Raw genomic sequence first — 24997 nt, 5'->3', positions numbered from 1 at the left:
CAGCATGACGATCGAGAACTCCACCACCATCCGGCCGGCGCCGCTGGCCACCGGGCGCCGGTCGCGCGGCGGGCGCGGCTCGCTGCCGGCGCAGATCCTGGGCCGCGTCGGCTCGGCCGTGCTGGTGCTGTGGGCCGCGGTGACGCTGAGCTTCGCCAGCCTGCAGATCGCGCCGGGCGACATCGTCAACCTCCTGATCGGCGAGCAGATCCGCACGCCGGAGGTCGAGGCCGCGGTCCGCGCCGAATGGGGCCTCGATGACCCGCTGATCGTGCAGTACCTGCGCTATCTCTGGCGCGTCCTGCACGGCGATTTCGGCCGCTCCTACATGCTGCAGACCGATGTCGGCCCGCTGATCCAGTCGCAGCTCTGGCCGACCCTGAAGCTGACCGCCGCGGCGCTGGTCGTGGCGGTCGTCTTCGCCGTGGCGACGGCGGTGCTGACCGCCGGCCGCCCCTGGGCGCGGCGCATCGCCGGCGGGGTCGAGCTGGTGCTGGTGTCGACGCCGTCCTTCTGGCTCGGCATCGTGCTGCTGTTCGTCTTCAGCTTCACCCTCAAGCTGTTCCCGGTGGCCGGGGACCGCAGCTTCGCCGCGCTGGTGCTGCCGGCGCTGTCGCTCGGGCTGTCGCTCGGCGCCGTGGTCGGCCAGGTCCTGCGCGAGGGGCTGGAGCGCGCGTTGGAGGAACCCTTCGCCCTGACCGTCCGCAGCTGGGGCGCCAGCGGCCTGACCTTGCGGCTGCGGCATGGGCTGCGCCACGCCGCGCTGCCGGCGGTGACCCTGACCGGCTGGCTGGTCGGCGGGCTGCTCAGCGGCGCCGTGATCACCGAGCTGGTGTTCGGGCGCCCCGGCCTCGGCAAGGTCACGGTCGACGCGGTGCTCGGCAAGGACCTGCCGGTGGTGCTGGCGGTCGCGATCTTCTCGGCGGCGATCTATGTGGTGCTCAGCACCCTGGTCGACCTCCTCTACCTGGTCCTCGATCCGCGCCTGCGGGTGCGCAGCCGGTGAGGGGGGCGACATGACCGCGGCATCCCTCGCGCTCCGCCCGCGCCGGCTCTTCGCCGGCCTCCGCCATCCCGGCCTGCTGGCCGCGGCGGCCTTCCTGCTGGTCGCCGCCGTGGCGACGGTCTCGCCCGGCCTGCTCACCGGCGTCGATCCGATCGCGGCCGATCCGCTGCAGGCGCAGCTTCCGCCTGGCGCCGGCCACTGGTTCGGCACCGACCAGCTCGGCCGCGACGTGTTCTCCCGCGTCGTCCACGGCGCCCGCTATTCGCTGCTGATCGGCGTCAGCGCCATGCTGATCGCGGTGGTCGTCGGATCGCTGCTCGGGCTCCTCGCCGGGCTGGCGCGTGGGCTGGTCGACGAGCTGATCACGCGCTTCCTCGACGTCGTCTCCGCCTTTCCGGACCTGCTGCTGGCGCTGGTGCTGATCTCCTTCACCGGCCCCGGCACCGTCAATCTGATCGTCGCCCTCGGCGTGGCGTCGGTGCCGCGCTTCGCCCGGGTGGTGCGGGCCCAGACCTTCGTCGTCGCCGAATCCGGCTATGTCGAGCAGGCCAAGACCTTCGGCCTCACCCGGGCGACCCTGGTCTGGCGCCATGTGCTGCCGCACGCCGTGGCCCAGGTGCCGATCCTGGCCACGATCGGCCTCGGCACCGCGATCATCAGCGCCGCCGGGCTCAGCTTCCTCGGCATGGGCCCGCAGCCGCCGGTGCCGGAATGGGGCGCGATGCTCTCCGAGGGGCGGAGCTACCTGCGCAACGCCTGGTGGGTCGCGGTCTGGCCCGGCATCGCCATCACCCTGACGGTGATCTCGGTCAGCGCGCTCGGGCGTCGCTGGCAGGCCGCCTTCGAGGGCAGGAGGGTATGGTGACCGCGTCCGACGCCCTGGTCAGGATCCGCAACCTGACGATCCGCTTCCCGGGCGCCGCGGGGAAGGCGGCCGTGGTCCGCGGGCTCGACCTGACGATCCATCGCGGCGAGACCGTCGCCCTGGTCGGCGAATCCGGCTCCGGCAAGTCGGTCACCGCCCGGTCCCTGGTCGGGCTGACCGGGCCCGGGGCCGAGGTCACTGCCGACGCCTTCGAGATCGACGGCGAGACTGTGCTGCGGTACCGGGAGCGGCACTGGCGCCGGCTGCGCGGCCGGCGGATCGGCTTCGTGCTGCAGGATGCGCTGGTCTCGCTCGACCCGCTGCGGCGGATCGGCCAGCAGCTCTCCGATGCCTTCGGTGCCCGGGGCGGCCTGCGGCGAAGGAGCGAGGTGCATCGGCGCGCCGCGGCGTTGCTGCAGTCGGTCGGAATCCCCGATCCGGAGCACCGGCTGCGGCAATATCCGCACCAGCTCTCGGGTGGGCTGCGGCAGCGCGCGCTGATCGCCACCGCGATCGCCGGGCAGCCGGATTTGGTGATCGCGGACGAGCCGACCACCGCGCTCGACGTCACCGTGCAGCGGCAGATCCTCGAGCTGCTCGAGCAGCGGCAGAGGGCCGGCCACACGCTGCTGCTGATCAGCCACGACCTGGCCGTGGTCTCCCGGCTGGCGGACCGCGTGCTGGTGATGCGTGACGGCGAGGTGGTCGAGCAGGGGCGCACCGCCGACCTGCTCACCGCGCCGGCCCATCCCTATACGCGCCAGCTGCTCGACGCGGTTCCCTCCGCCGCCTCGCGCGGCCATCGCCTGGCACCGGCGTCTGGGGAGGGAAGGGCGCATGGCCGGCCGCGCCTCCCGCTGCCGGCCAAGCGGATCGATCCCCAGCGCCGGGTGCTGGCGGCGGAAGGCTTGCAGAAGCGCTACGGCACCGGCGCCGCGGCGGCGCTGGTGGTCGACGACGTCTCCTTCGCGCTGGCGGCCGGCGAGACCCTGGGCATCGTCGGCGAGTCCGGATCGGGCAAGAGCACGGTGGCCCGGATCGTGCTGGGCCTGGTTGACGCCGATGCCGGCCGGGTGCTGATCGACGGCCAGCCCTGGAGCGAGCTGGACGAGCGGCACCGACGCGCCCGCCGCGCCCGTATCCAGCTGATCGCCCAGGACGCGCTCAGTTCCTTCGATCCGCGCTACAGCGTCGAGCGGATCGTCGGCGAGAGCCTGGATGCGGTGCAGGTGTTCGGCGCCGAGCGACGGCGGCGGGTGCGGGAGGTGCTGGATGCGGTCCGGCTCGGCCCCACCTTCCTCGACCGCCATCCGCGCGAGCTTTCGGGCGGGCAGCGCCAGCGCGTGGCGATCGCCCGGGCCTTCGCGCCGCGGCCGCAGCTGCTGGTGGCGGACGAGCCGGTCAGCGCGCTCGACGTCTCGATCCAGGCCCAGGTGCTGGACCTCCTGGCCGAGCTCCAGGCCGAGTCCGGCACCTCGCTGCTGTTCATCTCGCACGACCTCGGCGTCGTCCATCACCTCGCCGACCGCGTGGTGGTGATGAAGGGCGGCCGGGTGGTCGAGTCCGGCGACGTCGCCGCGGTCTTCGCCGCCCCGCGCCACAGCTACACCCAGGCGCTGCTCGACGCGGTGCCGACCCTGGCCCCCGCGGCCGCAGCCTGATCGCCCAGGACGCATGCATGAGCGACATCATCATCATCCACTCCTCCCCGCTGGCCCCGGAAGCACAGCCGCTGGTGGAAGGCCTGATCGGCGAATATGACGGCCGCTACGGCGACCTGAGCCGTCCGGGCGGCGCCCGCGCGGAATTGCTCCGTTATCCGCCCCAGGCCTTCGCGCCGCCGTTCGGGGACTTCCTGCTGCTGTTGCGCGGCGGCGAGGCGATCGCCGGCGGCGCCTTCATGAGCCATGACGACGAGACGGCGGAGGTGAAGCGCGTCTGGACCCGCGGCGACCTGCGGCGCCAGGGCCTGGCGCGCCGCATCGTCCTCGCTTTGGAGGAGAGCGCCGCCGCGCAAGGCTACACCCGCGCCTATCTGACCACCGGCTTCCGGCAGCCGGAGGCCACCGCGCTGTATCTCTCGCTCGGCTATCGGCCGCTGTTCGATCCCGCGGCCGATCCGGAGCTGTACCGTTCGCTGCCCTTCGAGAAGCATATCGGCGCCAGGGCCGGCCAGCCCGGCCGCTCGCCGGTCCCGGGGCCCGCCGCCTCCTTCGAGGACGCCACCGCCCGCGTGACCGCGATCAAGGCGCAGCAGGAAGCGAAGATCGCCACCCGGCTCGCGCAACGGGAGACGGCGGCGTGATCCTCCAGACATGGGACAGAGCATGACGGACAAGGCTGGACTCCGCCTCGGCTTCGGCCTCGACGTGGCGGCGCTGAAGGGCTCCCGCGGCACCGGATGGCAGGAGCTTTGGAGCGCGGTTGCGGAGCGCATCGACGGGACCGCGGATTTCGTGACGCTGGAGGACGGGTTCGCCCGGCCCGCAGGCGACGGGCCGGACGCCGTGCTGCTCGCCAACTGGCTGGGCGCCCGGACGCGCGACATCGGCATCCTCGCAGGTGCTCCGGTGAATGTCCTCGAACCCTTCCACGTCTCCACCGCCATCGCGACCCTCGACTATGTGACCGAGGGACGGGCGGGCCTGCTGGTCCAGCCGCTTCGCGGCGAACGTGCCGCCGAGGCCGGACGCGCCATCGGCCGCCTCGGCGGCTTCCCGGCGGGCGATCCGGCAGCGCTCGGCCGCGACGCGCTGGATGCGGTCGAGGTCATCCGCCGGCTGTGGGACAGCTGGGAAGACGACGCGGTGATCCGCGACCCGGAGAGCCAACGCTTCCTCGATGGCGCCAAACTGCACAGCATCGACTTCAAGGGCGCCGGGTTCAGCGTGCTCGGCCCCTCGATCACGCCGTGCCCGCCGCAGGGGCAGCCGGTCGTCGCAACGACCTTCGCGGCAGGAGACGATCCGGCGCTTGCCGCCGCGGCGGATCTCGTCTTCCTGCGTCCCGGCGCCGAGGAGCTTCGCGACAGGACCAGGGGTCGCGGCCCACTGCGCTTCGCCGACGTGTCCGTCGGGACCGGCGAAGCGGCGGGCCTGGCCGCGCGGGTCGCGGAATGGTCGGCGGCGGGCCTCGACGGCGTCCGCTTCCTGCCCCGCGACCTGCCGGAACTGGTCGAGACGCTGCTTCCCGCCCTCCGCCAGGCCGGGCTCGGCGCCCGGGGCGGCACCCTGCGCCAACGGCTCGGCCTGCCGCCGGCCATCAACCGCTACGCCACCGCCGCCTGACCGCACACCGGAAGCCGATCATGTCGAAGAAGCAGGTCATCCTCGGGGCGCAGTTCCCCGGCGTGAACAATTTCACCGTCTGGAGCGATCCGGCGGCGGGCAGCCAGATCGCCTTCTCCTCGTTCCGGCACTTCGCCGAGACGGTGGTGCGCGGCAGGTTCGACTTCATCTTCCTGGCCGAAGGGCTGCGGGTGCGCGAGCAGAAGGGCCGCTTCCACGAGCTCGACGTGGCCGGCCGCCCGAACACGCTGGCCATCCTGACCGCGCTCTCCGCCATCACCCGTCATGTCGGGCTGATCGGCACGCTGACGACCACCTTCAACGAGCCCTACCCGCTGGCGCGCCAGCTCGCCACGCTCGACATCCTCTCGGGCGGACGGTCGGGCTGGAACATGGTGACGTCGCCCGGGGCGTTCACCGGCGCCAATTTCCGGCGGGGCGACCATCTGCCTTTCGCCGAGCGCTACGAGCGGGCGCGGGAGTTCCTCGAGGCCGCGCGCAGGATCTGGGCCGAGGGAGACTTCGCCGTCAGGTCGAAGCATGTCGACATCGCCGGGCGCACCGCCCTGTCGCCGCTGCCTCAAGGTGCGCCGGTGATCGCGCAGGCCGGCGATTCCGACACGGGGCGGGAGCTCGCCGCCGCCCAGGCCGACCTGATCTACTCCCGTCACGGCACCCTCGAAGACGGCCAGGCCTTCTACCGGGACGTCAAAGGCCGGCTGGCGCAATATGGCCGCCATCCGGACGAGCTGAAGATCCTGCCGGGCGCCGCCTTCGTCCTCGGCGACAGCGAACAGCATGCGCAGGAGCGGCTGGCCGCCATCCGGCTGCAGCAGGTCAGCCCGAGGAACGCCATCGTGTTCCTGGAGCAGGTCTGGAACCGCGATCTGTCCGCCTACGACCCGGATGGCCCGCTGCCGGAGGTCGATCCCGACGTGTCCCAGCAGGCCATCTCTCAGGGCCGCGCCGCCCGCTACGACCACCGGCTGGAGACCGCCCGCGCCTGGCGCGAGATCGCCGAGCGCGACAGGCTCAGCATCCGCCAGCTGATCATCCGGGTGACGGCGCGCCAGCATTTCGTCGGCACGCCCGAGACCGTGGCCCGCGAGATCAACCGATACGTCCAGTCGGACGCCGCCGACGGCTTCGTCTTCGCGCCGCATCTGACACCCACCGGCTTCGACGAATTCGTCGAGAAGGTGGTGCCCTATCTGCAGGAGTGGGGGGTGTTCCGCCAGGACTACGAACACCCGACCTTACGCGGGAATCTCGGCTTGCGAACCGGCGGACACGGCGAGCGCCGCCGGCTCGCGCAGGAAAAGCAGCCGGCTCCAAGCGAGTAGAGGCCCTCATGAGCGGCACTTCCGAATTCCTCTGGTACATCCCGAACGACGTCAAGGCCGGGCACCGCGGCGACACCGCCGTCGACAACCACAACAGCCTGGACACGCTGACCGGCCACGCCCAGGCGCTGGAGGCGCATGGCTGGAAGGGCGCGCTGATCGGCACCGGCTGGGGCCGGCCCGACACCTTCACCGTCGCCACCGCCCTCGCCGCGAGGACGACGACCTTCGAGCCGCTGATCGCGATCCGGCCGGGATACTGGCAGCCGGCCCCCTTCGCATCCGCCGCGGCGACGCTGGATCACCTGAGCGGTGGCCGGGTGCGGGTGAACATCGTGTCGGGCAAGGATGACCTCGCCGCCTACGGCGACAGCGAGGGCGACCAGGCGCAGCGCTATTCCCGGACCCGGGAATTCATGCGGCTGGTGCGCAGGCTGTGGACCGAAGAGAGCGTCACCCATGAGGGCGAGCATTTCCGGGTGACCGAATCCACCGTGGCGCCGCGCATCCAGCTCCGTGGCGACCGGCGGCACCCCAGGCTCTATTTCGGCGGCGCCTCGGACGCGGCGGAGCGGGTGTCCGCCACCGAGGCCGATGTCCAGCTGTTCTGGGGTGAGCCGCTCGACGGCGTCCGCGAGCGGATCGAGCGCCTCAAGGCGCTGAGCCGGCAGCTCGACCGCTACCTCCCGCCGCTGGAGTTCGGGCTGCGGATCACCACGCTGGTCCGCGACACCACGGAGCAGGCCTGGGCCGATGCCCGGGCGAAGGTCGCGGAGATGGCCAGGATCAAGGGCGCCGGCTGGCACGACCATCGGCAGTCGGTCGCAGTGGGCCAGCAGCGGCTGTTCGACGCCCATGCGCGCGGCGAGGTGCTGGACGACAACCTCTACACCGCGCCGGGCCGGTTCGGCGGCGGCGGCGCCGGCACCACCTGGCTGGTCGGCTCGGCGGCGGACGTCGCCCGGTCGCTGCGCAGATACCGGGATCTGGGCATCACGCATTTCGTGCTCTCGGACACGCCGTACCTGTTCGAGATCAGGCGGCAGGGCGACCAGCTGCTGCCGCTGCTGCGGAATTAGACAGCCACATCAGGAGTTCACCCATGCCTGGCGATCGTTCTCGCCGCCTCAAGACCCTGGTCGGGGCCGGCAATGTCGTCTTCGCCTCCGGCGACCTCAGCCCGGTGACCGGCGCGCGCCGGGCCGCGGAGCTCGCGCGCAAGGCGGAGGCGGAAAAGATCACCGGCCTGTTCACGGCCGATCTGCTGCAGGCGGACCCCGTCGGCCTGTCCGGCACGACCGGAACCCAGGAGCCGATCGTCGCCCTGGCGGCCTTGAGCCAGGTCACGGCACGGATCGGCCTGGTCGCGACCGTCTCGACCACCTATCACCACCCCTACAACCTGGCACGCCTGATCGGCACGCTCGATCATGTCAGCGGCGGGCGTGCCGCCTGGAACGCGGTGACATCCTCGGTCGGCGAGGAGAATTTCGGCGGCGCGCTGCCCAATCCGGCGACGCGGTATGCGCGGGCCGGCGAGTTCATCGAGATCGTCAACGCGCTGTTCGACGCCAACCACCCGGATGCCGTGCGCCGGAAGGGCGGGGCGATCAGCGTGGATCCGGGCAAGCTGGGCCGCATCGACTATCACGGCGAGCACTTCCAGGTTCAGGGCCCGCTCAACGTCCCGCCTCCACCGCAAGGCCGGCCGGTACAGTTCCAGGCCGGCCAGTCCGCCGAGGGCATCACGTTGGGGGCGCGCCATGCCGAGGTGGTCTATACATCGCAGCCCACCCTCGAGGAGGCTGTCGCCTTCGTGGCGGAGCTCCGTCGGCAGGCGAGGGGATTCGGGCGGGCCGCCGATCTGCCGCTGGTGATGAACTCCTTTCATTCCGTCATCGGCGAGTCCGAAACCGACGTCGCCCGCCGGCTTCGTGAGAAGCACGAGAAGATCGACTATCAGCAGGGCCGCCTCAAGCTGGCCGACATGCTCGGCGGCACCATCGACCTGTCGGACCTGCCCCTGGACCAGCCGCTTCCGGACAGCCTGCTGCCCGAGGTCGACAGCATCAATCGCCGGCGCGGGCGCGTGGAGGTTTTCCGGCGCTATGCGCAGCGGGGTCTGACCCTCCGTGAGCTCATCATCCAGGCGCAGGAGACGGGCCATTGGTCGGTTGCCGGCACGCCGGAACAGCTCGCCGACGCGATCGAGGAACGCTTCCGGGCCGGTGTGCTCGATGTCATCTCGCTGCACGGCCTTGGTAATCCGGATCAGGAGGATCTGCTGCTGAACGGCCTGCTTCCGGAGCTGCGGAAGCGCTTGTTGCTGGATACCGATTATCCCGGCGGCGATTTCCGCTCCAACCTCGACCTGCCAAGGCCGTCTGTCCGGGCGGCAACACAGCCTGTCAGACTGGCCCACCGGGGTTGAATGCCCGATGGGCCTGCCATGACGGAAGGCTACTCCATTTCGGCCGCCAGGTCCGCTCGCGCCGCCCATTCGTGCCAGGAGCCGACGAAGACCGCGACATCCCGATACCCCGCCTGCCGCAGCGCGTAGAGCGCCGTCGCGGCGCGGGCACCGCGGTGGCAATAAGTGATCACCTTTCGGTCCGGTGACAGCCCGGCCGCCGCGGCAAGGGCGGCGATCTCGGCTGCCGGCCGGTAGTGGCCGCCGTCCAGCAGATCCTCCCAGAACAGGAAGGCGGAGTGCGGGATGCGCCCGGGGCGGGCGCAGCAGGGATGGACGAAGCTGCCCTCATGCTCGCTGCGGCGGCGGACGTCGAGCAGCGTGGTCCGCTCCGGATCGAGCCCGGCGACCTCGTCGATGGTGGCGACCAGGTCCAGCCGCGGCGCCGGCGGTTGCGGCAGGGCCGCGCCGGCTGCCACTGCCAAGGCCGGGCCGGTCCCGGGCTGCGTTGGGCCGCCGGCGGCGATCCAGGCGTCGATGCCGCCGTCGAGGATCAGCCCGCCGGGCAGGCCGAGGAACTCCTGGAACCACAGCCCGCGCGGCGAGATCATGCCGGTGGCTTGCTCGAAATGGACGACCGGGACGCTTCCGTCGATCCCTGCCGCCGCGAAGGCGCCGGCCGCGGCGCCCGCCATGGCGGCGATGCCGGGCCTGTCGCTCTGCGGGATGAAGTAGTCGTAGACGTTCAGCCCGATCGCGCCGGGGATGGTGGCCCGCCGCCACTCCGCCTCGGGCCGCACATCGGCCAGGATCAGGCGTTCGCCGGCGGTGAGCCGGTCGCGCAGCTCGGCGGCGCCGATGGTCACGGCCATGGCCAGTCTCCTCTCTCGTCTCCCGACATCGGCAGCAGCCAGCCGATGCCCTCCGCCTCGGCCCGCGCCAGGACCCGGGCGGCCAGGGCGATGTCGAACACGTTCAGGCCGAAGCTCGACGTGTAGACGGCGGCGCCCGGCGCCGGTCGCCAGCCGTCCAGCACCGCCGCCGCGAGGTCGGCCGCCACCCGCTCCGCCGGGAACCGCCCGGCGCGGTGCATCTGGAACAGGCTCTTGGCGCTGGTCCGCGCGAAGTCGCCCCACAGGTCGACGACGACCGCGTCGGCATCGTCGATCGCGTCGAACTCGACCTCGTGATAGCCGATCTGCAGTAGGATCCGCCCCGGCCGGACCGCGCCACGGCCGAGGATCGGCTGCGGCGCCCCGGTGCAGGCGAGGATGGCGTCGACATCGCCCGAGGTGATCTCGGAGAGGTCGTCGGCGAGGCGGATCGGCCAGGGCGCGGCCGGGCGGATCGCCGCGACCAAGGCCTTCCGCCGGTCCGGGCTCCGGTTCCAGATGGCGACTTCCTCCACCGTCGGGAACAGCGCCGCCAGCATGGCGAGATGCGCCCGGGCCTGCACCCCGGCGCCGAGCACGGCGACGCGCCGGGGCCGCTGCGGCGCGACGGTGCACAGGGCCAGGGCCGAGACCGCCGCCGTCCGGGTCGCGGTCAGGAGAGCACTCTCCACCAGGCCGCGCGGCCGGCCGGTGGCGAGGTCGTTGACCAGGGTCAGCGACAGGATCTGCGGTGCCCCGTCCAAAGCTGGCGGCCGGTGCGCCGTCCACTTCACCCCGGCGGCGCCGAACCGGCCGGCGACCCGGGCTGCCAGGGCGTAGGCCTTGGCCTGCTGCGACCCCGCCAGCGCGACCGCGGTCTCGGCCGGCATCGCCGCCTCGCCGGCCCGCATCAGGCGCAACACCTCGGTCACGTCCTCGACCGCGCGGGCGATGTCGCCGCCGCCGAGCGCGATCACGTCCCGGCGCGAGAGGTGGCGGAGCTCGACCTCGGCCATGACCGCCTCACGCCTCGATCAACGTCTTGGCGAAGGGGTACAGCGCCGGCGACCCGCCGCAATGGACGAAGACGACCCGCGATCCCGGCCGGATCTCGCCCCGGCGGCACAGGGCCGTCAGACCGTCCACCGCCTTGCCGGTGTAGACCGGGTCCAGCAGCACGCCTTCGGTCCGCGCCATGCGGTGGATCGCGGCGACGCCGCCTTCCGACGGCATGCCGTAGCCGGGGCCGACGAAGCCGTCCTCGATCGAGATGTCGGCCGGCGACCAGGCCTGGTCCCAGCCCAGAAGCCGGGCGCAGTCGGCCGCCATGCCCGAGATCCGCTGCTGGAACCAGGCGGCGTCGCGGCTGACGCTGATGCCGATCACGCGGGTGCCGGGCCAGTACCGGCGGGCGCCGACATGCAGCCCGGCCAGCGTGCCGCCCGACCCGGCGGGGACAACGACGACATCGGGCGCGGCCTGGCCGGCGGCGCGGAGCTGTGCGTCCATCTCCGCCACCGCCCGGACATAGCCGAGCGCACCGGTCGCGTTGGCACCACCCAGCGGGATGATCTGCGCCTTCTGCCCGCGCTCGCGGGCGGCGGCGGCATGGGCCTCCATCCGCGGGTCGACCTGGGTGAAGTAAGCGGTGGGCTCGAGGAACTCGAGCTCGGCCCCGAACAGCCGGTCGAGCAGCAGGTTGCCCTGGAATTCGGCCGGCGGGTTGCCGCGCAGCACCAGCACCGCCTTCATGCCGAACTTGCAGGCGGCGGCGGCCACCATGCGGGCATGGTTCGACTGGTGGCCGCCGGTGGTGATGATCACCTCGACCTTGTCGGCCAGCGCCTCGGCCATCAGGAATTCCAGCTTGCGGACCTTGTTGCCGCCGCCACCGAAGCCGGAATAGTCGTCGCGCTTGATCGACAGCTCGATCCCCAGCTCGGCCCCCAGCCGGGGCAGCGCCTCGATCGGAGTCGGGAAGAAGCCGAGCGGGACCCGTGGGAAGTCGTCCGGTGTCATGTCTCTCGTCCTGGAGTGTCGGGAAGGGAAGGGGCGCCGAGGCGGAGCAGCCAGCCCTCAATCGAGCGCAGGAAGCGCGACAGGCCGTCCAGCGTCACGAACTCGTCGATGCTGTGGGCGTTGCCGCCATGGCCCAGCCCGCCGATCAGGAAGGCCGGGGCGATACGGGCGAAGGCATAGCCGGGCGCACTGCCGATCGCCCAGGGCCAGATCTGCGGCTCGGCGCCGAGGTTGCGATAGGTGCCGGCCAGCTCCGCCACGCCGATCGCGGCTTCCGGAAAGCGGCAGCCGGGATAGGCATCGGCCAGGTCGATCGCGACACCGTCCGACAGCCCGGTCCGGCGCAGGCGGCCGCGGATGTCGTCCAAGGCGGCATCGGGGGCGAGGCCCGGCGGCAGCCGCAACTCGAATCCCGCGGCGGCCGCGTGCGGCGTCACCGCCTTGCCGTCCGGCGGGTCGGTGCGCAGTGTGGACAGGTTCAGCGAGGCGGTCGCCAGCACGGCCGCCAGCCTCTCCTCCGCCGTGCCGTCGATGGCATAGCGCCGGCTGAGGCGGAAGCGCAGCTCGGCCTCCGGGTCGAACCGTTCCGCCAGACGCGCGGTGATCGCCTGCGCCTCAGTGTCGAGCGCGACCTCGCCGATCGTGCCGGTGTCGCCGCCGGCGATGGCCGCCAAGGCCGAGACCAGCCGCCAGGCCGGGTTGGCGATCCAGGGGGCGTTGCTGCTGTGGATCGCCGCTGCCGGCCCACCCCAGGCGCCGCCCTCGACCCGGATCTCGCCGGTGGCGATGCCTTTGAAGCCGAGATAGATCCGCGGCGGTCCGCCGCCATACTCGCAGAGCGACGGGAACAGCACCGCATCGGCCGGGCCGGCCGGGCAGGGATCGGTGGCCAGATAGCGCCGCAGCGCGCCGCTGCCGCTCTCCTCCTGCCCCTCGACCAGGATCTCGAGATTGACGCCGAGCCGGCCCGCCTGCAGCAGGCGCCGGGCGGCGACCAGCATTCCGGCCAGCGGGCCCTTGTTGTTCTCGGTGCCACGGCCGAGGAAGGCGGGGCCGAGCCCCGGCAGCTCCGCCTCGCCGCCGGTGAAGGGATCGACGCTCCAGCCCGCCGGGTCGGCCGGCATGACGTCGTACATGTTGTAGAGCACGACCGTGCGCGGCGCGCCGAGGTCGAGCCGGGCGTGGACGATCGGCGGATCGGCTGCGGCGGCGCCGGGAACGAGGGTGGCGCCGAGCTCGTGGACCAGCCAGTCCGACAGCGCCGCGGCCATCCGCGGCAGCCCGTCCCGGTCGCCGGCGACCGACCGGATCGGCGTCCAGGCGCGCAGCAGGTCGAGGGTCTCAGCCACCGCGGTCATAGCCGGATCCTCGGGTTCAACGCGGCATAGGCGAGGTCGACCAGGATGTTCATGGCGACGAAGGTGACGGCGGCGAACAGCACCACCGCCTGGACCAGCGGGAAGTCGCGGTTCTGGATCGCCTGCACCGCCAGCCGGCCGATGCCGGGCCAGGCGAAGATGATCTCGGTGACCAGCGCGCCGCCCAGCAGCGCCGCGAAATACATGCCCTGCACCGTCAGCACCGGGATCATGGCGTTGCGCAGCGCGTGCCGGGTGACCACGCCCCAGGCCGACAGCCCCTTGGCGCGGGCGGTGCGGATGTAGTCCTGGTCCAGCGTCTCGATCAGGCTGGCGCGCACCAGCCGGGTGACCGCGCTCATGTAATAGGCGCCGAGCGAGACCGCCGGCAGCACCAGGTGGCGCAGCTCGCCATAGCCGCTGGTCGGCAGCCAGCGCAGCCGCAGCGAGAACAGGATGATCAGCAGCAGGCCGAGCCAGAACACCGGCACCGCCTGGCCGGCTAGCGCCACCAGCCGGACCAGCAGGTCGACCCAGCTGTCGCGGCGGATGGCGCCGACGATGCCCAGCAGGAAGCCGGCCAGGGTGCTCCAGGCCAGGGCCGCGACCGCCAGCAGCGCCGTGGCCGGCAGCCGCTCCAGCACCAGCCCGAGCACCGGCTGCTGGAACCGCAGCGAGGTGCCGAGGTCGCCCTGCAGCACGGCGCCGAGATAGCGCAGATACTGCAGCAGGAGCGGGGCGTCGAAGCCCATGGCGGTGCGGAACCGCTCGATCTCCTCCCGGGTCGCGTCGGGCGGCAGCATCAGCGCCGCCGGATCGCCGGTCAGGTGCAGGGCGAAGAACACGATCGCCGAGACGCCGAGCAGGACGACGACGGATTGCAGGGCGCGGTCGAGCAGATAGCGGGTCATCGGCGCCTCAGTCGATCCGCACGTTGGTGCGGCGGATCAGCCAGTCGCCGACCAGGTTGCAGCCGACCACCAGCGCGGCGATCACCAGCCCGGGATACAGCACGATCCAGTCCGCCATCAGGATGTACGAGCGGCCCTCGCCGATCAGGTTGCCCAGCGTCGCGGTCGGCGGCTGTACGCCGAGGCCGAGGAAGCCGACCGACGCCTCCAGCACCACCAGCCGCGGCAGGTCGAGCGTCATCAGCACGATCTGCGGCGTCAGGATGTTGGGCAGGACGTGGCGGAACAGGATGCCTGAGGTCGGCACGCCCAGCGCCCGCGCCGCGCGGACGAAGTCGAGCGCCTTGACCTCCAGCGTCTTGGCGCGCGCCATGCGGGCGAAGATCGCCCAGCCGGTGATGCCGAGGATCAGCACCAGGTTCAGGATGCTGGGGCCGACCACCGCGACCACCAGCAGGATCAAGAGGATGAAGGGGATCGACAGCTGGATGTCGACCAGGCGCATGACGATCCGGTCGGTCCAGCCGCCGAAGAAGCCGGAGACCAGCCCCAGCAGCGTGCCCAGGATCACCGCGATGGTCCCGGCCAGCAGCACGATGACCAGCGACAGCCGGGTGCCGGCGATGATGCGGGCCAGCAGGTCGCGGCCGAGCTGGTCGGTGCCCAGCGGGTGCAGCGCCCCGGCCACCACCGTCATCGGCGGCTTGAAGGTCGCGGTGATGTCGGCGGTGATCGGATCCGGCGGCCACAGCAGCGGGCCGAAGGCCGCCAGAGCGAGCACGGCGAGCAGCAGCGGGGCGCCGACCAGGACGTCGCCCGTGAAGCTCCGGCGCCGCCGCCGTGCTGGCGTCGCACGGATCAATGGAGGCGGATGTCGTAGACCGGGATGCGCGCATCCGGCCGTCCAACGAAGTCGACCGACTTGCTCTTGGCGTAGAGCGAATCCTCCTGGTAGAGCGGGATCACCGGCACCTGCTCGGCGGTCACGGTCTGGATCTTGTGCAGGACCTCCGCCCGTGCCGCCGGGTCGATGGTGCGGCGGCTCTGGTCGAGCAGGGCGTCGAGATCCGGCAGCGACACGGTCGAATAGGGCTCGCCCGAGCGCAGTATCGCATAGGTCGCGGCATCGGCGTCCAGCGTCTGGGTCGACCCCCAGCCTAGCATGTAGACCGGCGCCTGCTGGCCGGCCGGCACCTTCTGCGAATAGACCGACCATTCGGGGATATCGAGCGCGGCCTTGACCCCGACCGCGGCGAATTGCTGGACGATCGCCTGGGCGACCTCGGCGCTGTTGATGTAGCGCCGCGGCGCCTGCATCTGGATCTCGAAGCCGTCCGGGTAGCCGGCCTCGGCCAGTAGGGCCTTCGCCTTGGCCGGGTCGGCGGCCGGCGCATCGACCGGCAGGTAGCCGAAATCATGCGTCCCGACCGGGGTGCCGCTCGGGGTCGCCAGGCCGTGCAGCAAGTTGTCGACGATCGCCTTGCGGTCGATGGCCAGCGATAGGGCCTGGCGGACGCGGACGTCGTCGAGCGGCTTGGCCGCGGATTTGAGGCCGAGATAGATGGTCAGCCCGCCGTTCTTGACCTGGATCAGGTCGGCGTCGCCGCTCTGGCCCACCGTGTCGACCATCTCGGCCGGCACGCCTTCGATCAGTTGGGCCTCGCCGGTCAGCAGGGCGGCGACGCGGGCGGTCGCTTCCGGGATCGGCCGCCACACCACCCGGTCGATCGCCGGCTTGCCGCGCCAATAATCCGGATTGGCCTCGAGCACGACCCGGTCGTCGGGCACGAACTCGGTCAGCCTGTAGGGGCCGGTGCCGACCGGCTTGCGGGCGAAGGCCTCGGGCCCGACCTCCTGCAGGTATTTCGGCGGCACGATATAGGCGGGGTAGCGGCTCATCCGCGTCGGCAGCAGCGGGTCCGGTGCCGTGGTCCGGATCCGCACCGTGTGCTCGTCGACCACGTCCACGCCGGCGATGGTGCGGATGTAGGAAATGGTGGGCGCCTTGGCCGCGGGGTCGAGGATGCGGTCGAGGGTGAACTTCACCGCCGCGGCGTCGAAGGGCTCGCCATTGGTGAAGCGCACGCCGGGCCGCAGCTTGAACTCCCAGGTCGTGTCGTCGACCGCCGACCAGGATTCGGCCAGCCCCGGCACCAGCTTCATGTCCGGGTCGCGCAGCACCAGCGTGTCGAAGATGTTGTCGACGATCGTCGCCGCCTCGCGCAGGAAGCCCGGATCCATCGCCGCCGGCGAGACCGGCCGGGCGATCACCAACTCGTTGCCGAAGGCGGCGCCCGTGCCGACCGCCCAGGCGAGAAGGGCCGCAGCGGCCAGTTGCCTCGAAGTCCTCATCCTGTTCCTCCGAACGGGCCTGTTGGCCACGAGCAAGAAAGACAAATTTCTTATGGGATTATTTTCGGCGATGCATCCTCGCCTGTGAAAATACGATATATCATGTATCCGAGGCCGACAACGGCTATATTGCCGGTCGAGTTGACGAGGGTGCGCGGGGTGTCGGCGATGGAGAAACGGTGGTGAGCTTCGTGCTGAGCGAGGCGCCGCGCGCCAGCCTGACGGCCTTCGTCGAAAGCCAGCTGCGCGAGGCGCTGATGTCCGGTGCGCTCAGGCCCGGCCAGCGGCTGAACACCCGCGAGCTGGCGCGCCAGCTCGGGACCAGCCTGACCCCGGTGCGTGAGGCGCTGCTGAAGCTGGTGGCGGCCGGCGCCCTCGACGCGGCGCCGGCGCAGGCATTCCAGGTGCCGGTGGTGACCCGCGAGCGCTATCGCGAGATCGCCACCATCCGGAAGTCACTGGAAGGGCTGGCGGTCGAGGCGGCGTGCGGCCGGATCGACGCGGACGGTTTCGCGACGCTGGACCGATTGAACGAGGCCTTCCGCGCGGCCAAGGCGGATGGCCGGGCCGGCGACGCGCTCAAGGCCAACCGGGCATTCCGCTTCTCCCTCTACGGCCTCGCCGGGATGCCGGCGCTGCTCGGCCTGATCGAGCAGCTGTGGATGCAGATCGGACCGTGCTTCAACTACCTCTATCCGCAGCCGCGGCTCGAGGCCGGCGGCCGGCACAATCACGACGTCCTGCTCGAGGCGCTGCGGGCGGGGGACGCCCCACGCGCCCGGGCAGCGCTGGAGCAGGCGATCGACGACGGCACCTCGCTGGTGATGGAGCATTTCGGCTTCGACGAGCCGGCGGCAGCCGAGCGGCAGGACCTGCCGTTGCTGGTCGTGCCCTGACATTGACGGCCGCTCAATCGGCGTCGGCGACATAGCAGGGATATTCCGCCTTCTGCCGTCGTGCGGCCGCGACATCCAGGGCGATGATCTTCACGGGCTCCACGGCCGATGTTTCAGCGAGAGGGCTGCCGTCCGGAGCGAAGGCGAAGCCGCGGCCGCCGAAGGCCGGGCCGCCCGCCCCGTCGCCGACACGGTTCGAGCTGACGACATAGCTGCCCGACACGATCGCCGCCATGGCGCCGGCGGTGAACCAGCTGGCGTTCGCCAGCCCCGTGGCCCGCGGCACCACGATCAGATCTGCCCCGGCGCGGCGATAGCGGCGGGCGCGTTCGTTGAACATCAGCTCGGTGCAGAGCAGGACGCCGACCCTGAGGCCGGCCACCTCATGGATGGCGAAGCCGCCGGCGTCACCGCGGAACCAGGTCGCCTCGTACCAGCCCGCCTCCTCGGGGAAATACTGCTTGCGGTGCAGCGGCGTGACCCGGCCGCCGGCGAGGGCGAAAGCCTCGTTCGCCAGCCGGTCGCCCGCCCAGACGGGCCGGGACGAGATCACGGCCGGCACCCCGATCGCGGCGAGGGCATCGATCCCGAGCTCATGCAAAGACACGCTGCAATGCGCCGCATCGGCGTCGAAGCTGTCCGCATCCGGAAGCCACCGACCGAACGGCATCTCGTTTGTGACCAGGATGTCCGGCCGCAACGCCTCGATTTGCCGGCGCAGGACGTCCCACCGGGCGCCGGCCGGTTCGAGCCCCTCGGGCCATTCGACGAACGCGCAGGTCGTCGCGCAGGTCGTCACGACCATCCGCCCCGGCGGGCATGGTCCAGCCCTTCGTCAAGCGCCCTGGCGAAGCCGTCGAACAGGAGGTCGATCTCGTCCTCGGTGATGATGAGCGGCGGGCAGAAGGCGATGGCGTCGCCGAGATTGCGCAGGATGATTCCGTGCTCCAGCGCCCGGTCGGCGACGAAGCGGCCGAGCCCGGACTTGGCCTCGAAGGGTTGCCGCCGGCCGGCTTCGCGGCTCAACTCGACCGCGCCGAGCAGGCCGACGCCGCGGGCCTCGCCGACGATCGGATGGCCGCTGAAGCCGCGCAGGCGTTCCTGGAACCGGCGCGAGACCTGCCGGACATGGCCGACGATGTCGCGCTCCTCATAGATCTTCAGGGTCTCCAGCGCGACGGCGGCGGCCACCGGATGGGCGGCATAGGTGACACCGTGGGCGAAGGCGCCGTTCCTGGCGCTGCCGGCGACCAGGCTCTCATAGATCGCGTCGGTCAGGAGCACGGCCGAGATCGGCAGGTAGGAGGAGGACAGCGCCTTGGCCGCGGTCAGGATGTCCGGCTTCAGGTCGTAGGTGAAGGAGCCGAAGATCTCGCCGGTGCGGCCGAAGCCGGTGATCACCTCGTCGACCACGAACAGGATGTCGTATTTGCGCAGCAGCGCCTGGATCCGCGCGAAATAGCCGGGCGGGGGCACGATCACGCCGCCGCCGCCATTGACCGGCTCGGCGAAGAAGGCGGCGATCGTCTCCGGCCCCTCGCGCTGGATCAGCGCCTCCAGATTGCCGGCGATGCGGTCGAGGAACTCGTCCTCGGTCTCGCCGTCGTGGCCATAGTGGTAGCGGCTGGGCGCGTCGGTGTGCAGGACCCCGGGCAGCGGCAGGTCGAAATCCGCATGCACCGGGGTGAGCCCAGTCAGGCTGCCGGACAGGACGGTGACGCCGTGATAGCCGTGGTAACGGGCGATCAGCTTCTTCTTCGCCGGCCGGCCGATCTGGTTGTTGTGGTACCAGACGATCTTGCCGGCCTGGTCGTTCGCCTCCGAGCCGGAATTGGCGAACAGGACGTGATTCAGCCCCGCCGGCGCGATCTTGACCAGGGCCTCGGCCAGGTCGATGCCCGGCTGGTGCGACCGGTTGTTGAAGATCGGGGCATAGGGCAGCCGCTCGAACTGGCGGGCGGCCGCCTCGGCCAGCCGCTTCTCGGAATAGCCGAGCGAGACCGACCACAGCCCGGCCATGCCTTCCAGATAGCGCCGCCCGTGCTCGTCCTGGACGAACACGCCCTCGCCGCGCTCGATGATCAGCGGCCCGACCTGCCGGTGCTCCGCCAGGTTGGTGTAAGGATGGACGACATGGGCGATGTCGCGCGCCGCGTCGGCGGTCAGGTTCCGTCGGGTCGTCGACAGCTCGGAAGGCATGGTCGGTTCTCGCGGTCGAAGGATTACTTTGAAGCCTGCCAGTAGACCGGCGTGTCCCAGCTCGGCCCCAGGACGAAGCCCTTCACGTCGCGGCGGAGCGCGATCTGCTCGATCTGCTGGAACAGCACCACATAGGGCGAGTCCGCCTGCACCTTGCGCTGCAGCTCGAGATAGCGGGCGGCGCGCCGGGCGGCGTCGTTCTCCAGCAGCGCCGCGTCGGTCTCCTGGGTCAGCTCCGGGATCAGCCAGTGATTGCGCCAGGCCGCGTTCTTCGCCGCCGCAGTGTCGGAATCGTCGGTGTTGCGGGTGAAGAAGTCGGCGGTGGAGTGGATGTCGAGATAATCCGGCGACCACGGCACCAGCACCGCCTCGTGCTGCCGGGCCCGGTACTTGGTGAACAGCTGCTTCTTCTCGCTCGGGACCAGGGTCAGGGTGATCCCGGCCTGGGCGAAGGTCGATTGCAGCGACTGCGCGATCTCGGTGTCGGGCGAGGAGCTGGCGGTGTGGAGGCTGAGGGCGAAGCCGCTGGCATAGCCCGCCTCCGCCAGCAGCGCCTTGGCCTTAGCGATGTCGAGGTGGAACGGCGTGTCGTCGAGCGAGCCGCCCGAGCCGCGGCCCCAGAAGGCCTGGTGGACGATGAACTGCCCCTTCAGCAGGTTGGCGGCGATGCCCTGGTAGTCGATCGCCCAGCGGATCGCCTGCCGCACCTTCGGGTTGGCCAGCGCCGTGACGCTCTGGTTCAGGCCGAGATACTGGATGTTGGTCTTCGGGCTCGAGGCCAGCGCCAGCGCGGCATCGGCCTGAGCGGTCTTGACTTGGTCCGGGGTCAGGTCGCGGGCGATGTCGGTGTCGCCCTTCTGCAGCAGCAGAAGCTGCGACGCCGGCTCCGGCACATGGCGCAGCACCACTCGCTTCAGCGGCGCCGCGCCGCGGTGGAACTGCGGGTTGGCCTCCAGCGTCACGGATTCGTTCGGCTTCCAGCCGACCAGGCGATAGGCGCCGGAGCCGGCGGAGTGGTTCTGCAGCCAGGCGGAGCCGAGATCGCCGCCGGCCTGATGGGCCAGCACCTCCTCGCGATCGACCACCGAGGCGACCGCCGCCGACAGCGCCGTGAGCACGAAGCTGGGCGCATAGGATTTGTCGATGGCGATGCTCAGGGTCTGCGGATCCTTGGCCGTGACCCGCTCGGCGACATTGTCCTTGGTCCAGCCGAACTGGGTCAGGATGAAGGCCGGAGTCTTGCCGAGCTGGACCACGCGCTGCAGCGAGAAGGCGGCGTCGCCTGCCGTCACCGGCCGGCCGGAATGGAAGATCAGTCCGGGCCGGATCCGGAAGGTGAAGGCCCGGCCGTCATCGGCGATGGTCCAGCTCTCGACCACGTCGCCGACCAACTTTGTGAAGTCGCCAGGCTCGTAGGTGAACAACCGGTCATAGATGTTGTTGACCAGCTCGCCGCCCGAATACTCGTACACCTCGGCCGGATCCAGGCTGATGATGTCGTCGATGTTCTTGGCGATGACCAGCGTGTCCTTGGGTGTCGCCGCCGGCGCCGGGGTGGGGAGTGCCAGCGCCGCCAGCACGGCGATCACGGCGGGCAGGCGGACTTTCCAGGCGTTGAAATGCGTCGTCATGGAAGCCTTCCTTTGGGCAATGAGGTCTATGAGGCCATCCGGCGGGCGCTTTTCGCCGGCGTCTCGCCGCGCGCGATCCGTTCCAACTGCTCGACGGCCAGGTGGCAGCGGATGCCGTGCCCCGGCCCGGCATCCCGCAGCGGCGGCTCGACCTGCTCGCAGACCGGGCCGAGCTTGTGCGGGCAGCGGCTGTGGAAGGGACAACCCGGCGATCCCGCGGCCGGCGCCGGACCGGCGGGGATCGACGCCGCCGCACCGTGGGCGGCGGCCGACAGCAGCGCCTCGGAGTAGGGGTGGTGCGGCCCGGACCAGACCCGGTCGGCCGGTCCGATCTCGACCAATCGGCCGCGATACAGCACGCCGATCCGGTCGGCCAGGAAGCGGACCACGCCCAGGTCGTGCGAGATGAAGACGTAGCTGACGCCGCGCCGGGCCTGGAGGTCGGCCAGCAGGTTCAGGATCGAGGCCTGGACCGAGACGTCGAGCGCCGAGGTCGGCTCGTCGCAGACCACCACCTTCGGCTCGCCGGCGAAGGCGCGGGCGATCGCGGCGCGCTGCTTCAGCCCGCCCGACAGCCGGCGCGGCCGGGCGGCGAGGTGGTCCGGCCCCAGCCGCACCGCCTGCGCCAGCTCGCGCAGCCGGTCGCGGCGTGGGCCGGCGGCGCGCAGCCCGGCCAGGCGGCGCAGCGCCCGCCCCAGCACCCGGCCGACGCTGCGCGACGGGTTCAGCGACGCCCCGGGATTCTGGAACACGATCTGCAGCGCCTTGACCTGGGCCCGGCTGCGCCGCACGGCGCGGGGGGGCAGGGCGGCGCCGTCCAGCTCGATCCGGCCGCCGGGATCGGGGGCGGCCAGCCCCAGCAGCAGATGGGCCAGGGTCGACTTGCCGCTGCCGGATTCGCCGACCAGGCCCAGCGTCTCGCCCGGCCGGAGGTCGAAGCTGACATCGTCCAGCGCCTTCGCCTGGCCGTAGGTCTTGGACAGGTTTCGCACCGCCAGCACCGGCCCCCCGGCCGCGGCCGCCGGATGCGCTGCGGGGGCGGGCGGCGGCGCCAGGAACAGCTCCGGCGTCCGGTCGTGCAGATGGCAGCGGCTGCTGCGCCCGTCCACCAGACGATGCAGGGGCGGGGCCTCGTCCCGGCAGCGCGGCTGGACCAGGGCGCAGCGCTCGGCGAAGACGCAGCCGCGGGTTCCGGTGCCGGGGGCCGGCAGCCCGCCCGGAATCACGTCCAGCCGGTTGCGCGCCTTGTGCCGTCCCGGCTGGGGCAGGCAGCGCAGCAGGCCGGCGGTGTAGGGGTGGCGCGGCTGGTCGAACAGCGCCCGGGTCGGGCCTTCCTCGACCAGGGCGCCGGCATACAGCACGCCGATGCGGTCGCAGATCCGCCCGACCAGCGGCAGGTTGTGGCTGATGAACAGCAGCGCGGTCCCGAACTCGCGCCGCAGCCGGCCGATCAGCTCTAGGATCTCGGCCTCGACCGTGGCGTCCAGGCCGGTGGTCGGCTCGTCCAGGATCAAGAGCGACGGGTCGCCGGCCAGCGCCATGGCGATCACCACCCGCTGCTGCATGCCGCCGGACAGCTGGTGCTGGTACAGGTCCATCACCCGGCCGGGATCGGCGATCTGCACCCGCTGCAGCATGTCGTGTGCCCGGTCGCGCGCCTCGGCCGGCCGGGCGCCCGCGGTCTCGAAGGCCTCGGCGATCTGGCGGCCGATGCTCAAGCCCGGGTTCAGGGCGTGGCCCGGATCCTGGTAGACCATCGACACCGGCCCGGCCCGCAGCCGGCGCAACTCGCGCGGGGCGAGACCGGCGATGTCCTGCCCCGCCACCAGGATGCGGCCGCCGCGCACGTGCCCGTTCGCCGGCAGATAGCGCATCGCCGCCAGGGCCACGGTGCTCTTGCCGCAGCCGGATTCGCCGACCAGGCCATAGGCCTCGCCCGGCGCGATGGCGAAGCTGACGTCGCGCAGCACCGCGCGGTCCCGGCCGCGGACCCGGTAGGCGATTTCGAGCGCATCGATCGTCAGGGCGGCGGGGGGCAGGGCGTCGGGCGCGGTCATTCGGCAAGGGCCCGTTCGACGCCGTCGGCGGCGAGGTTGACCCCGACCACCAGCGAGATCGTCGCCAGCCCGTCGAACAGCACGGTCCACCAGTAGCCGCCGCCGATCAGGGCGTAGTTCTCGGCGATCGACAGCCCCCAATCGGCCGAAGGCGGCTGGATGCCGAAGCCGAGGAAGCTCAGCGTCGCCACCGAGAAGATAGCGTAGCCCAGGCGCAGCGTGACCTCGACCATGATTGGCGGCAACACATTGGGCAGGATCTCGGCCAGCATGATGGTCAGCGGGTTCTCGCCGGAAAGCTGGGCCGCGGCGACATACTCCTTCTCCCGCTCGGCGCGGACGGCGGCCCGCACGGTGCGGGCGATCAGCGGGGCGTAGAGCAGGCCGATCACCACGATGACGGTGACATTCGAAGCGCCCAGCGCCGCCAGCGCCATCAGGGCGACGATCACCGTCGGCAGGGCCAGCAAGGCATCCAGGACGCGGCTGATCGCGCCGTCGACCAGTCCCGCGAAATAGCCGGTGATGAGGCCCAGCAGCGTGCCCAGCACCGCGCCCAGCAGCGTCGCCAGCGGCGCCACGGCCAGGATGTCGCGGGCGCCGACGACGACGCGGGAGAACACGTCGCGGCCCAAGCGGTCGGTGCCGAACCAGTGCTCCGCCGAGGGCGGCGCCAGCGCATTCATCAGGTCGTCGGCGTAGGGGTCGAACGGCACGAACCGGTCGCCGAGCACGGCGCAGGCGGCCCAGACGCCAATGATCAGGATGCCGACCACCAGGGTGGCGGAGGGGGCGAAGGATCGCGCCGGGACGCGGATGGCGGATTCGGTCTGCGCGGTCATGCGGCGGCCCGGCGCAGCCGGGGGTCGAGGGCGGTGGCGACGACGTCGCCGACCAGCCCGGCCACGGCATAGGCCGCGCCGGCGACCAGCACCCCGGCCTGCAGCATCGGGAAATCCTTGGTCCTGGCGGCGCCGTAGATCAGCCCGCCGATGCCCTGGTAGCGGAACAGGGTCTCGACCACGACCAGGCCGCCGATCAGGTTGCCGGCCTGGGTGAAGACCACCGCGATCGTCGGCGTCAGGGCGTTGCGCAGCACGTGGCGCCACACCACGGTGTGCTGCGGCAGACCCTTCAGCACGGCCGTGCGGGTGTAGTCGGCGGCCAGCGCCTCGACCGTCCCGGCCCGGGCCATCCGGGCGATGTAGCCGAACAGCACCAGCACCAGCGGCAGCGCCGGCAGGATCAGATGCGTGACCTGGGTGCCGATCCCGGCCCCGGCCGGCGCGGTGGCGCTGATCGGCAGCCAGCGCAACCACACGCCGAAGGCCATGATCAGCAGCAGGGACGACACGAATTCCGGGATCACCGAGGTCGACAGGCCGAACAGACTGATGACGCGGTCGGGCGCCCGGCCGGCCCGCAATGCCGCCACGACGCCGCCGGCGATGCCGAGCGGCACGACCACGACGATCACCACCGCGGCCAGCTTCAGCGAGTTCTCCAGCGCCGTCGCGACGAAGGGCGCGACCGGCCGGCGGAAGGCGAGGGAGTTGCCGAAATCGCCCTGCACCGCATGGCTCAGCCAGTCCCAGTACTGGACGACCGCGGGCCGGTCGGCGCCGAGCTGGTGGTTCAGCGCCTCGACCGCACGGGCATCCGCGAAGGGCCCCAGGATCGCCCGCCCGACATCGCCGGGCAGCAACTGGCCGCCGGCGAAGACCAGCACGCTGAGGATCCACAGCGTGGCCAGCAACTGGAGCAGCCGGACCAGCAGGGGCCGGGCCATTC

Annotated in this window: 22 protein-coding genes; 9 read left to right on the top strand and 13 right to left on the bottom strand. The window is 71.5% G+C overall.

Annotation, left to right across the window (positions count from 1 at the left end; all coding sequences use genetic code 11):
• Positions 1–4: 4 nt before the first annotated feature.
• The 8 genes from FFK22_RS26930 to FFK22_RS26895 are packed head-to-tail and all read left to right on the top strand — an operon-like array spanning position 5 to position 8932.
• Positions 5–1006 (top strand): ABC transporter permease, encoded by a 1002-nt coding sequence (locus tag FFK22_RS26930; protein WP_138890818.1) that lies wholly within the window; start codon positions 5–7, stop codon positions 1004–1006.
• A gap of 10 nt (positions 1007–1016) precedes the next feature.
• Positions 1017–1871, top strand: coding sequence for an ABC transporter permease (locus tag FFK22_RS43990; protein ID WP_221938880.1), 855 nt, complete (start codon positions 1017–1019; stop codon positions 1869–1871).
• On the top strand, positions 1865–3532 hold the full coding sequence (locus FFK22_RS26920; protein WP_221938879.1) for an ABC transporter ATP-binding protein: 1668 nt from the start codon (positions 1865–1867) through the stop codon (positions 3530–3532). Before FFK22_RS43990 ends, FFK22_RS26920 begins: the two co-directional genes overlap by 7 nt.
• Before the next feature lie 17 nt (positions 3533–3549).
• Positions 3550–4176 carry a GNAT family N-acetyltransferase gene (locus FFK22_RS26915; protein WP_138890815.1) on the top strand — a complete coding sequence of 209 codons (627 nt, stop codon included), beginning with the start codon at positions 3550–3552 and terminating at the stop codon, positions 4174–4176.
• Between the two features lie 22 nt (positions 4177–4198).
• Positions 4199–5158, top strand: coding sequence for an LLM class flavin-dependent oxidoreductase (locus FFK22_RS26910; RefSeq protein WP_138890814.1), 960 nt, complete (start codon positions 4199–4201; stop codon positions 5156–5158).
• A 20-nt stretch (positions 5159–5178) separates the two neighbouring features.
• Positions 5179–6501 carry an LLM class flavin-dependent oxidoreductase gene (locus FFK22_RS26905; protein WP_138890813.1) on the top strand — a complete coding sequence of 441 codons (1323 nt, stop codon included), beginning with the start codon at positions 5179–5181 and terminating at the stop codon, positions 6499–6501.
• 8 nt (positions 6502–6509) lie between these two features.
• The gene (locus tag FFK22_RS26900) at positions 6510–7580 is read left to right on the top strand and encodes an LLM class flavin-dependent oxidoreductase (protein WP_138890812.1); all 1071 of its coding nucleotides are present in this window, start codon (positions 6510–6512) and stop codon (positions 7578–7580) included.
• A gap of 23 nt (positions 7581–7603) precedes the next feature.
• On the top strand, positions 7604–8932 hold the full coding sequence (locus FFK22_RS26895; protein ID WP_138890811.1) for an NtaA/DmoA family FMN-dependent monooxygenase: 1329 nt from the start codon (positions 7604–7606) through the stop codon (positions 8930–8932).
• 29 nt (positions 8933–8961) lie between these two features.
• On the opposite strand, the gene FFK22_RS26890 is transcribed toward FFK22_RS26895, so the two are convergent.
• The 7 genes from FFK22_RS26890 to FFK22_RS26860 are packed head-to-tail and all read right to left on the bottom strand — an operon-like array spanning position 8962 to position 16423.
• Positions 8962–9783 (bottom strand): sulfurtransferase, encoded by an 822-nt coding sequence (locus FFK22_RS26890; RefSeq protein ID WP_221938878.1) that lies wholly within the window; start codon positions 9781–9783, stop codon positions 8962–8964.
• Positions 9774–10799 carry an ornithine cyclodeaminase gene (locus tag FFK22_RS26885; protein ID WP_138890810.1) on the bottom strand — a complete coding sequence of 342 codons (1026 nt, stop codon included), beginning with the start codon at positions 10797–10799 and terminating at the stop codon, positions 9774–9776. The genes FFK22_RS26890 and FFK22_RS26885 overlap by 10 nt, the downstream gene beginning before the upstream one ends.
• Positions 10800–10806: 7 nt before the next feature.
• Complete coding sequence (locus FFK22_RS26880) at positions 10807–11802, bottom strand: 1-aminocyclopropane-1-carboxylate deaminase/D-cysteine desulfhydrase (RefSeq protein WP_138890809.1); 996 nt, start codon at positions 11800–11802, stop codon at positions 10807–10809.
• The gene (locus FFK22_RS26875) at positions 11799–13160 is read right to left on the bottom strand and encodes a M20/M25/M40 family metallo-hydrolase (protein WP_138890808.1); all 1362 of its coding nucleotides are present in this window, start codon (positions 13158–13160) and stop codon (positions 11799–11801) included. The genes FFK22_RS26880 and FFK22_RS26875 overlap by 4 nt, the downstream gene beginning before the upstream one ends.
• The gene (locus FFK22_RS26870) at positions 13157–14071 is read right to left on the bottom strand and encodes an ABC transporter permease (protein ID WP_138890807.1); all 915 of its coding nucleotides are present in this window, start codon (positions 14069–14071) and stop codon (positions 13157–13159) included. The genes FFK22_RS26875 and FFK22_RS26870 overlap by 4 nt, the downstream gene beginning before the upstream one ends.
• Positions 14072–14078: 7 nt before the next feature.
• Positions 14079–14933: an ABC transporter permease gene (locus FFK22_RS26865; protein ID WP_138890806.1), complete on the bottom strand. Its 855-nt coding sequence runs from the start codon at positions 14931–14933 to the stop codon at positions 14079–14081.
• Positions 14930–16423, bottom strand: a complete 1494-nt coding sequence (locus tag FFK22_RS26860; RefSeq protein WP_138890805.1) for an ABC transporter substrate-binding protein — start codon at positions 16421–16423, stop codon at positions 14930–14932. The genes FFK22_RS26865 and FFK22_RS26860 overlap by 4 nt, the downstream gene beginning before the upstream one ends.
• Before the next feature lie 182 nt (positions 16424–16605).
• Here FFK22_RS26860 and FFK22_RS26855 point away from each other — a divergent pair, with 182 nt between their 5' ends.
• Complete coding sequence (locus FFK22_RS26855) at positions 16606–17319, top strand: FCD domain-containing protein (protein ID WP_221938877.1); 714 nt, start codon at positions 16606–16608, stop codon at positions 17317–17319.
• 13 nt (positions 17320–17332) lie between these two features.
• Here FFK22_RS26855 and FFK22_RS26850 read toward each other — a convergent pair whose 3' ends face one another.
• The 6 genes from FFK22_RS26850 to FFK22_RS26825 are packed head-to-tail and all read right to left on the bottom strand — an operon-like array spanning position 17333 to position 24995.
• Positions 17333–18118, bottom strand: coding sequence for a carbon-nitrogen hydrolase family protein (locus FFK22_RS26850; protein ID WP_221938876.1), 786 nt, complete (start codon positions 18116–18118; stop codon positions 17333–17335).
• Entirely contained in the window at positions 18115–19518 is a 1404-nt protein-coding gene (locus FFK22_RS26845; protein ID WP_138890803.1) for an aminotransferase, read from the bottom strand. The genes FFK22_RS26850 and FFK22_RS26845 overlap by 4 nt, the downstream gene beginning before the upstream one ends.
• A 23-nt stretch (positions 19519–19541) precedes the next feature.
• Positions 19542–21149: an ABC transporter substrate-binding protein gene (locus FFK22_RS26840; protein WP_138890802.1), complete on the bottom strand. Its 1608-nt coding sequence runs from the start codon at positions 21147–21149 to the stop codon at positions 19542–19544.
• A gap of 26 nt (positions 21150–21175) precedes the next feature.
• A complete protein-coding gene (locus FFK22_RS26835) occupies positions 21176–23206 on the bottom strand; it encodes an ABC transporter ATP-binding protein (protein ID WP_138890801.1) in 2031 nt (676 codons plus the stop codon).
• Positions 23203–24048 carry an ABC transporter permease gene (locus FFK22_RS26830; RefSeq protein WP_138890800.1) on the bottom strand — a complete coding sequence of 282 codons (846 nt, stop codon included), beginning with the start codon at positions 24046–24048 and terminating at the stop codon, positions 23203–23205. Before FFK22_RS26830 ends, FFK22_RS26835 begins: the two co-directional genes overlap by 4 nt.
• Positions 24045–24995 carry an ABC transporter permease gene (locus FFK22_RS26825; protein WP_138890799.1) on the bottom strand — a complete coding sequence of 317 codons (951 nt, stop codon included), beginning with the start codon at positions 24993–24995 and terminating at the stop codon, positions 24045–24047. The genes FFK22_RS26830 and FFK22_RS26825 overlap by 4 nt, the downstream gene beginning before the upstream one ends.
• Positions 24996–24997 lie beyond the last annotated feature (2 nt).

This window comes from Mycobacterium sp. KBS0706 (assembly GCF_005938675.2).
In the GTDB taxonomy this organism is placed as follows: domain Bacteria; phylum Pseudomonadota; class Alphaproteobacteria; order DSM-16000; family Inquilinaceae; genus Inquilinus.
The sequence above is the reverse complement of the archived record's forward strand: the minus strand, read 5'-3'. Positions and strand labels throughout refer to the sequence as shown.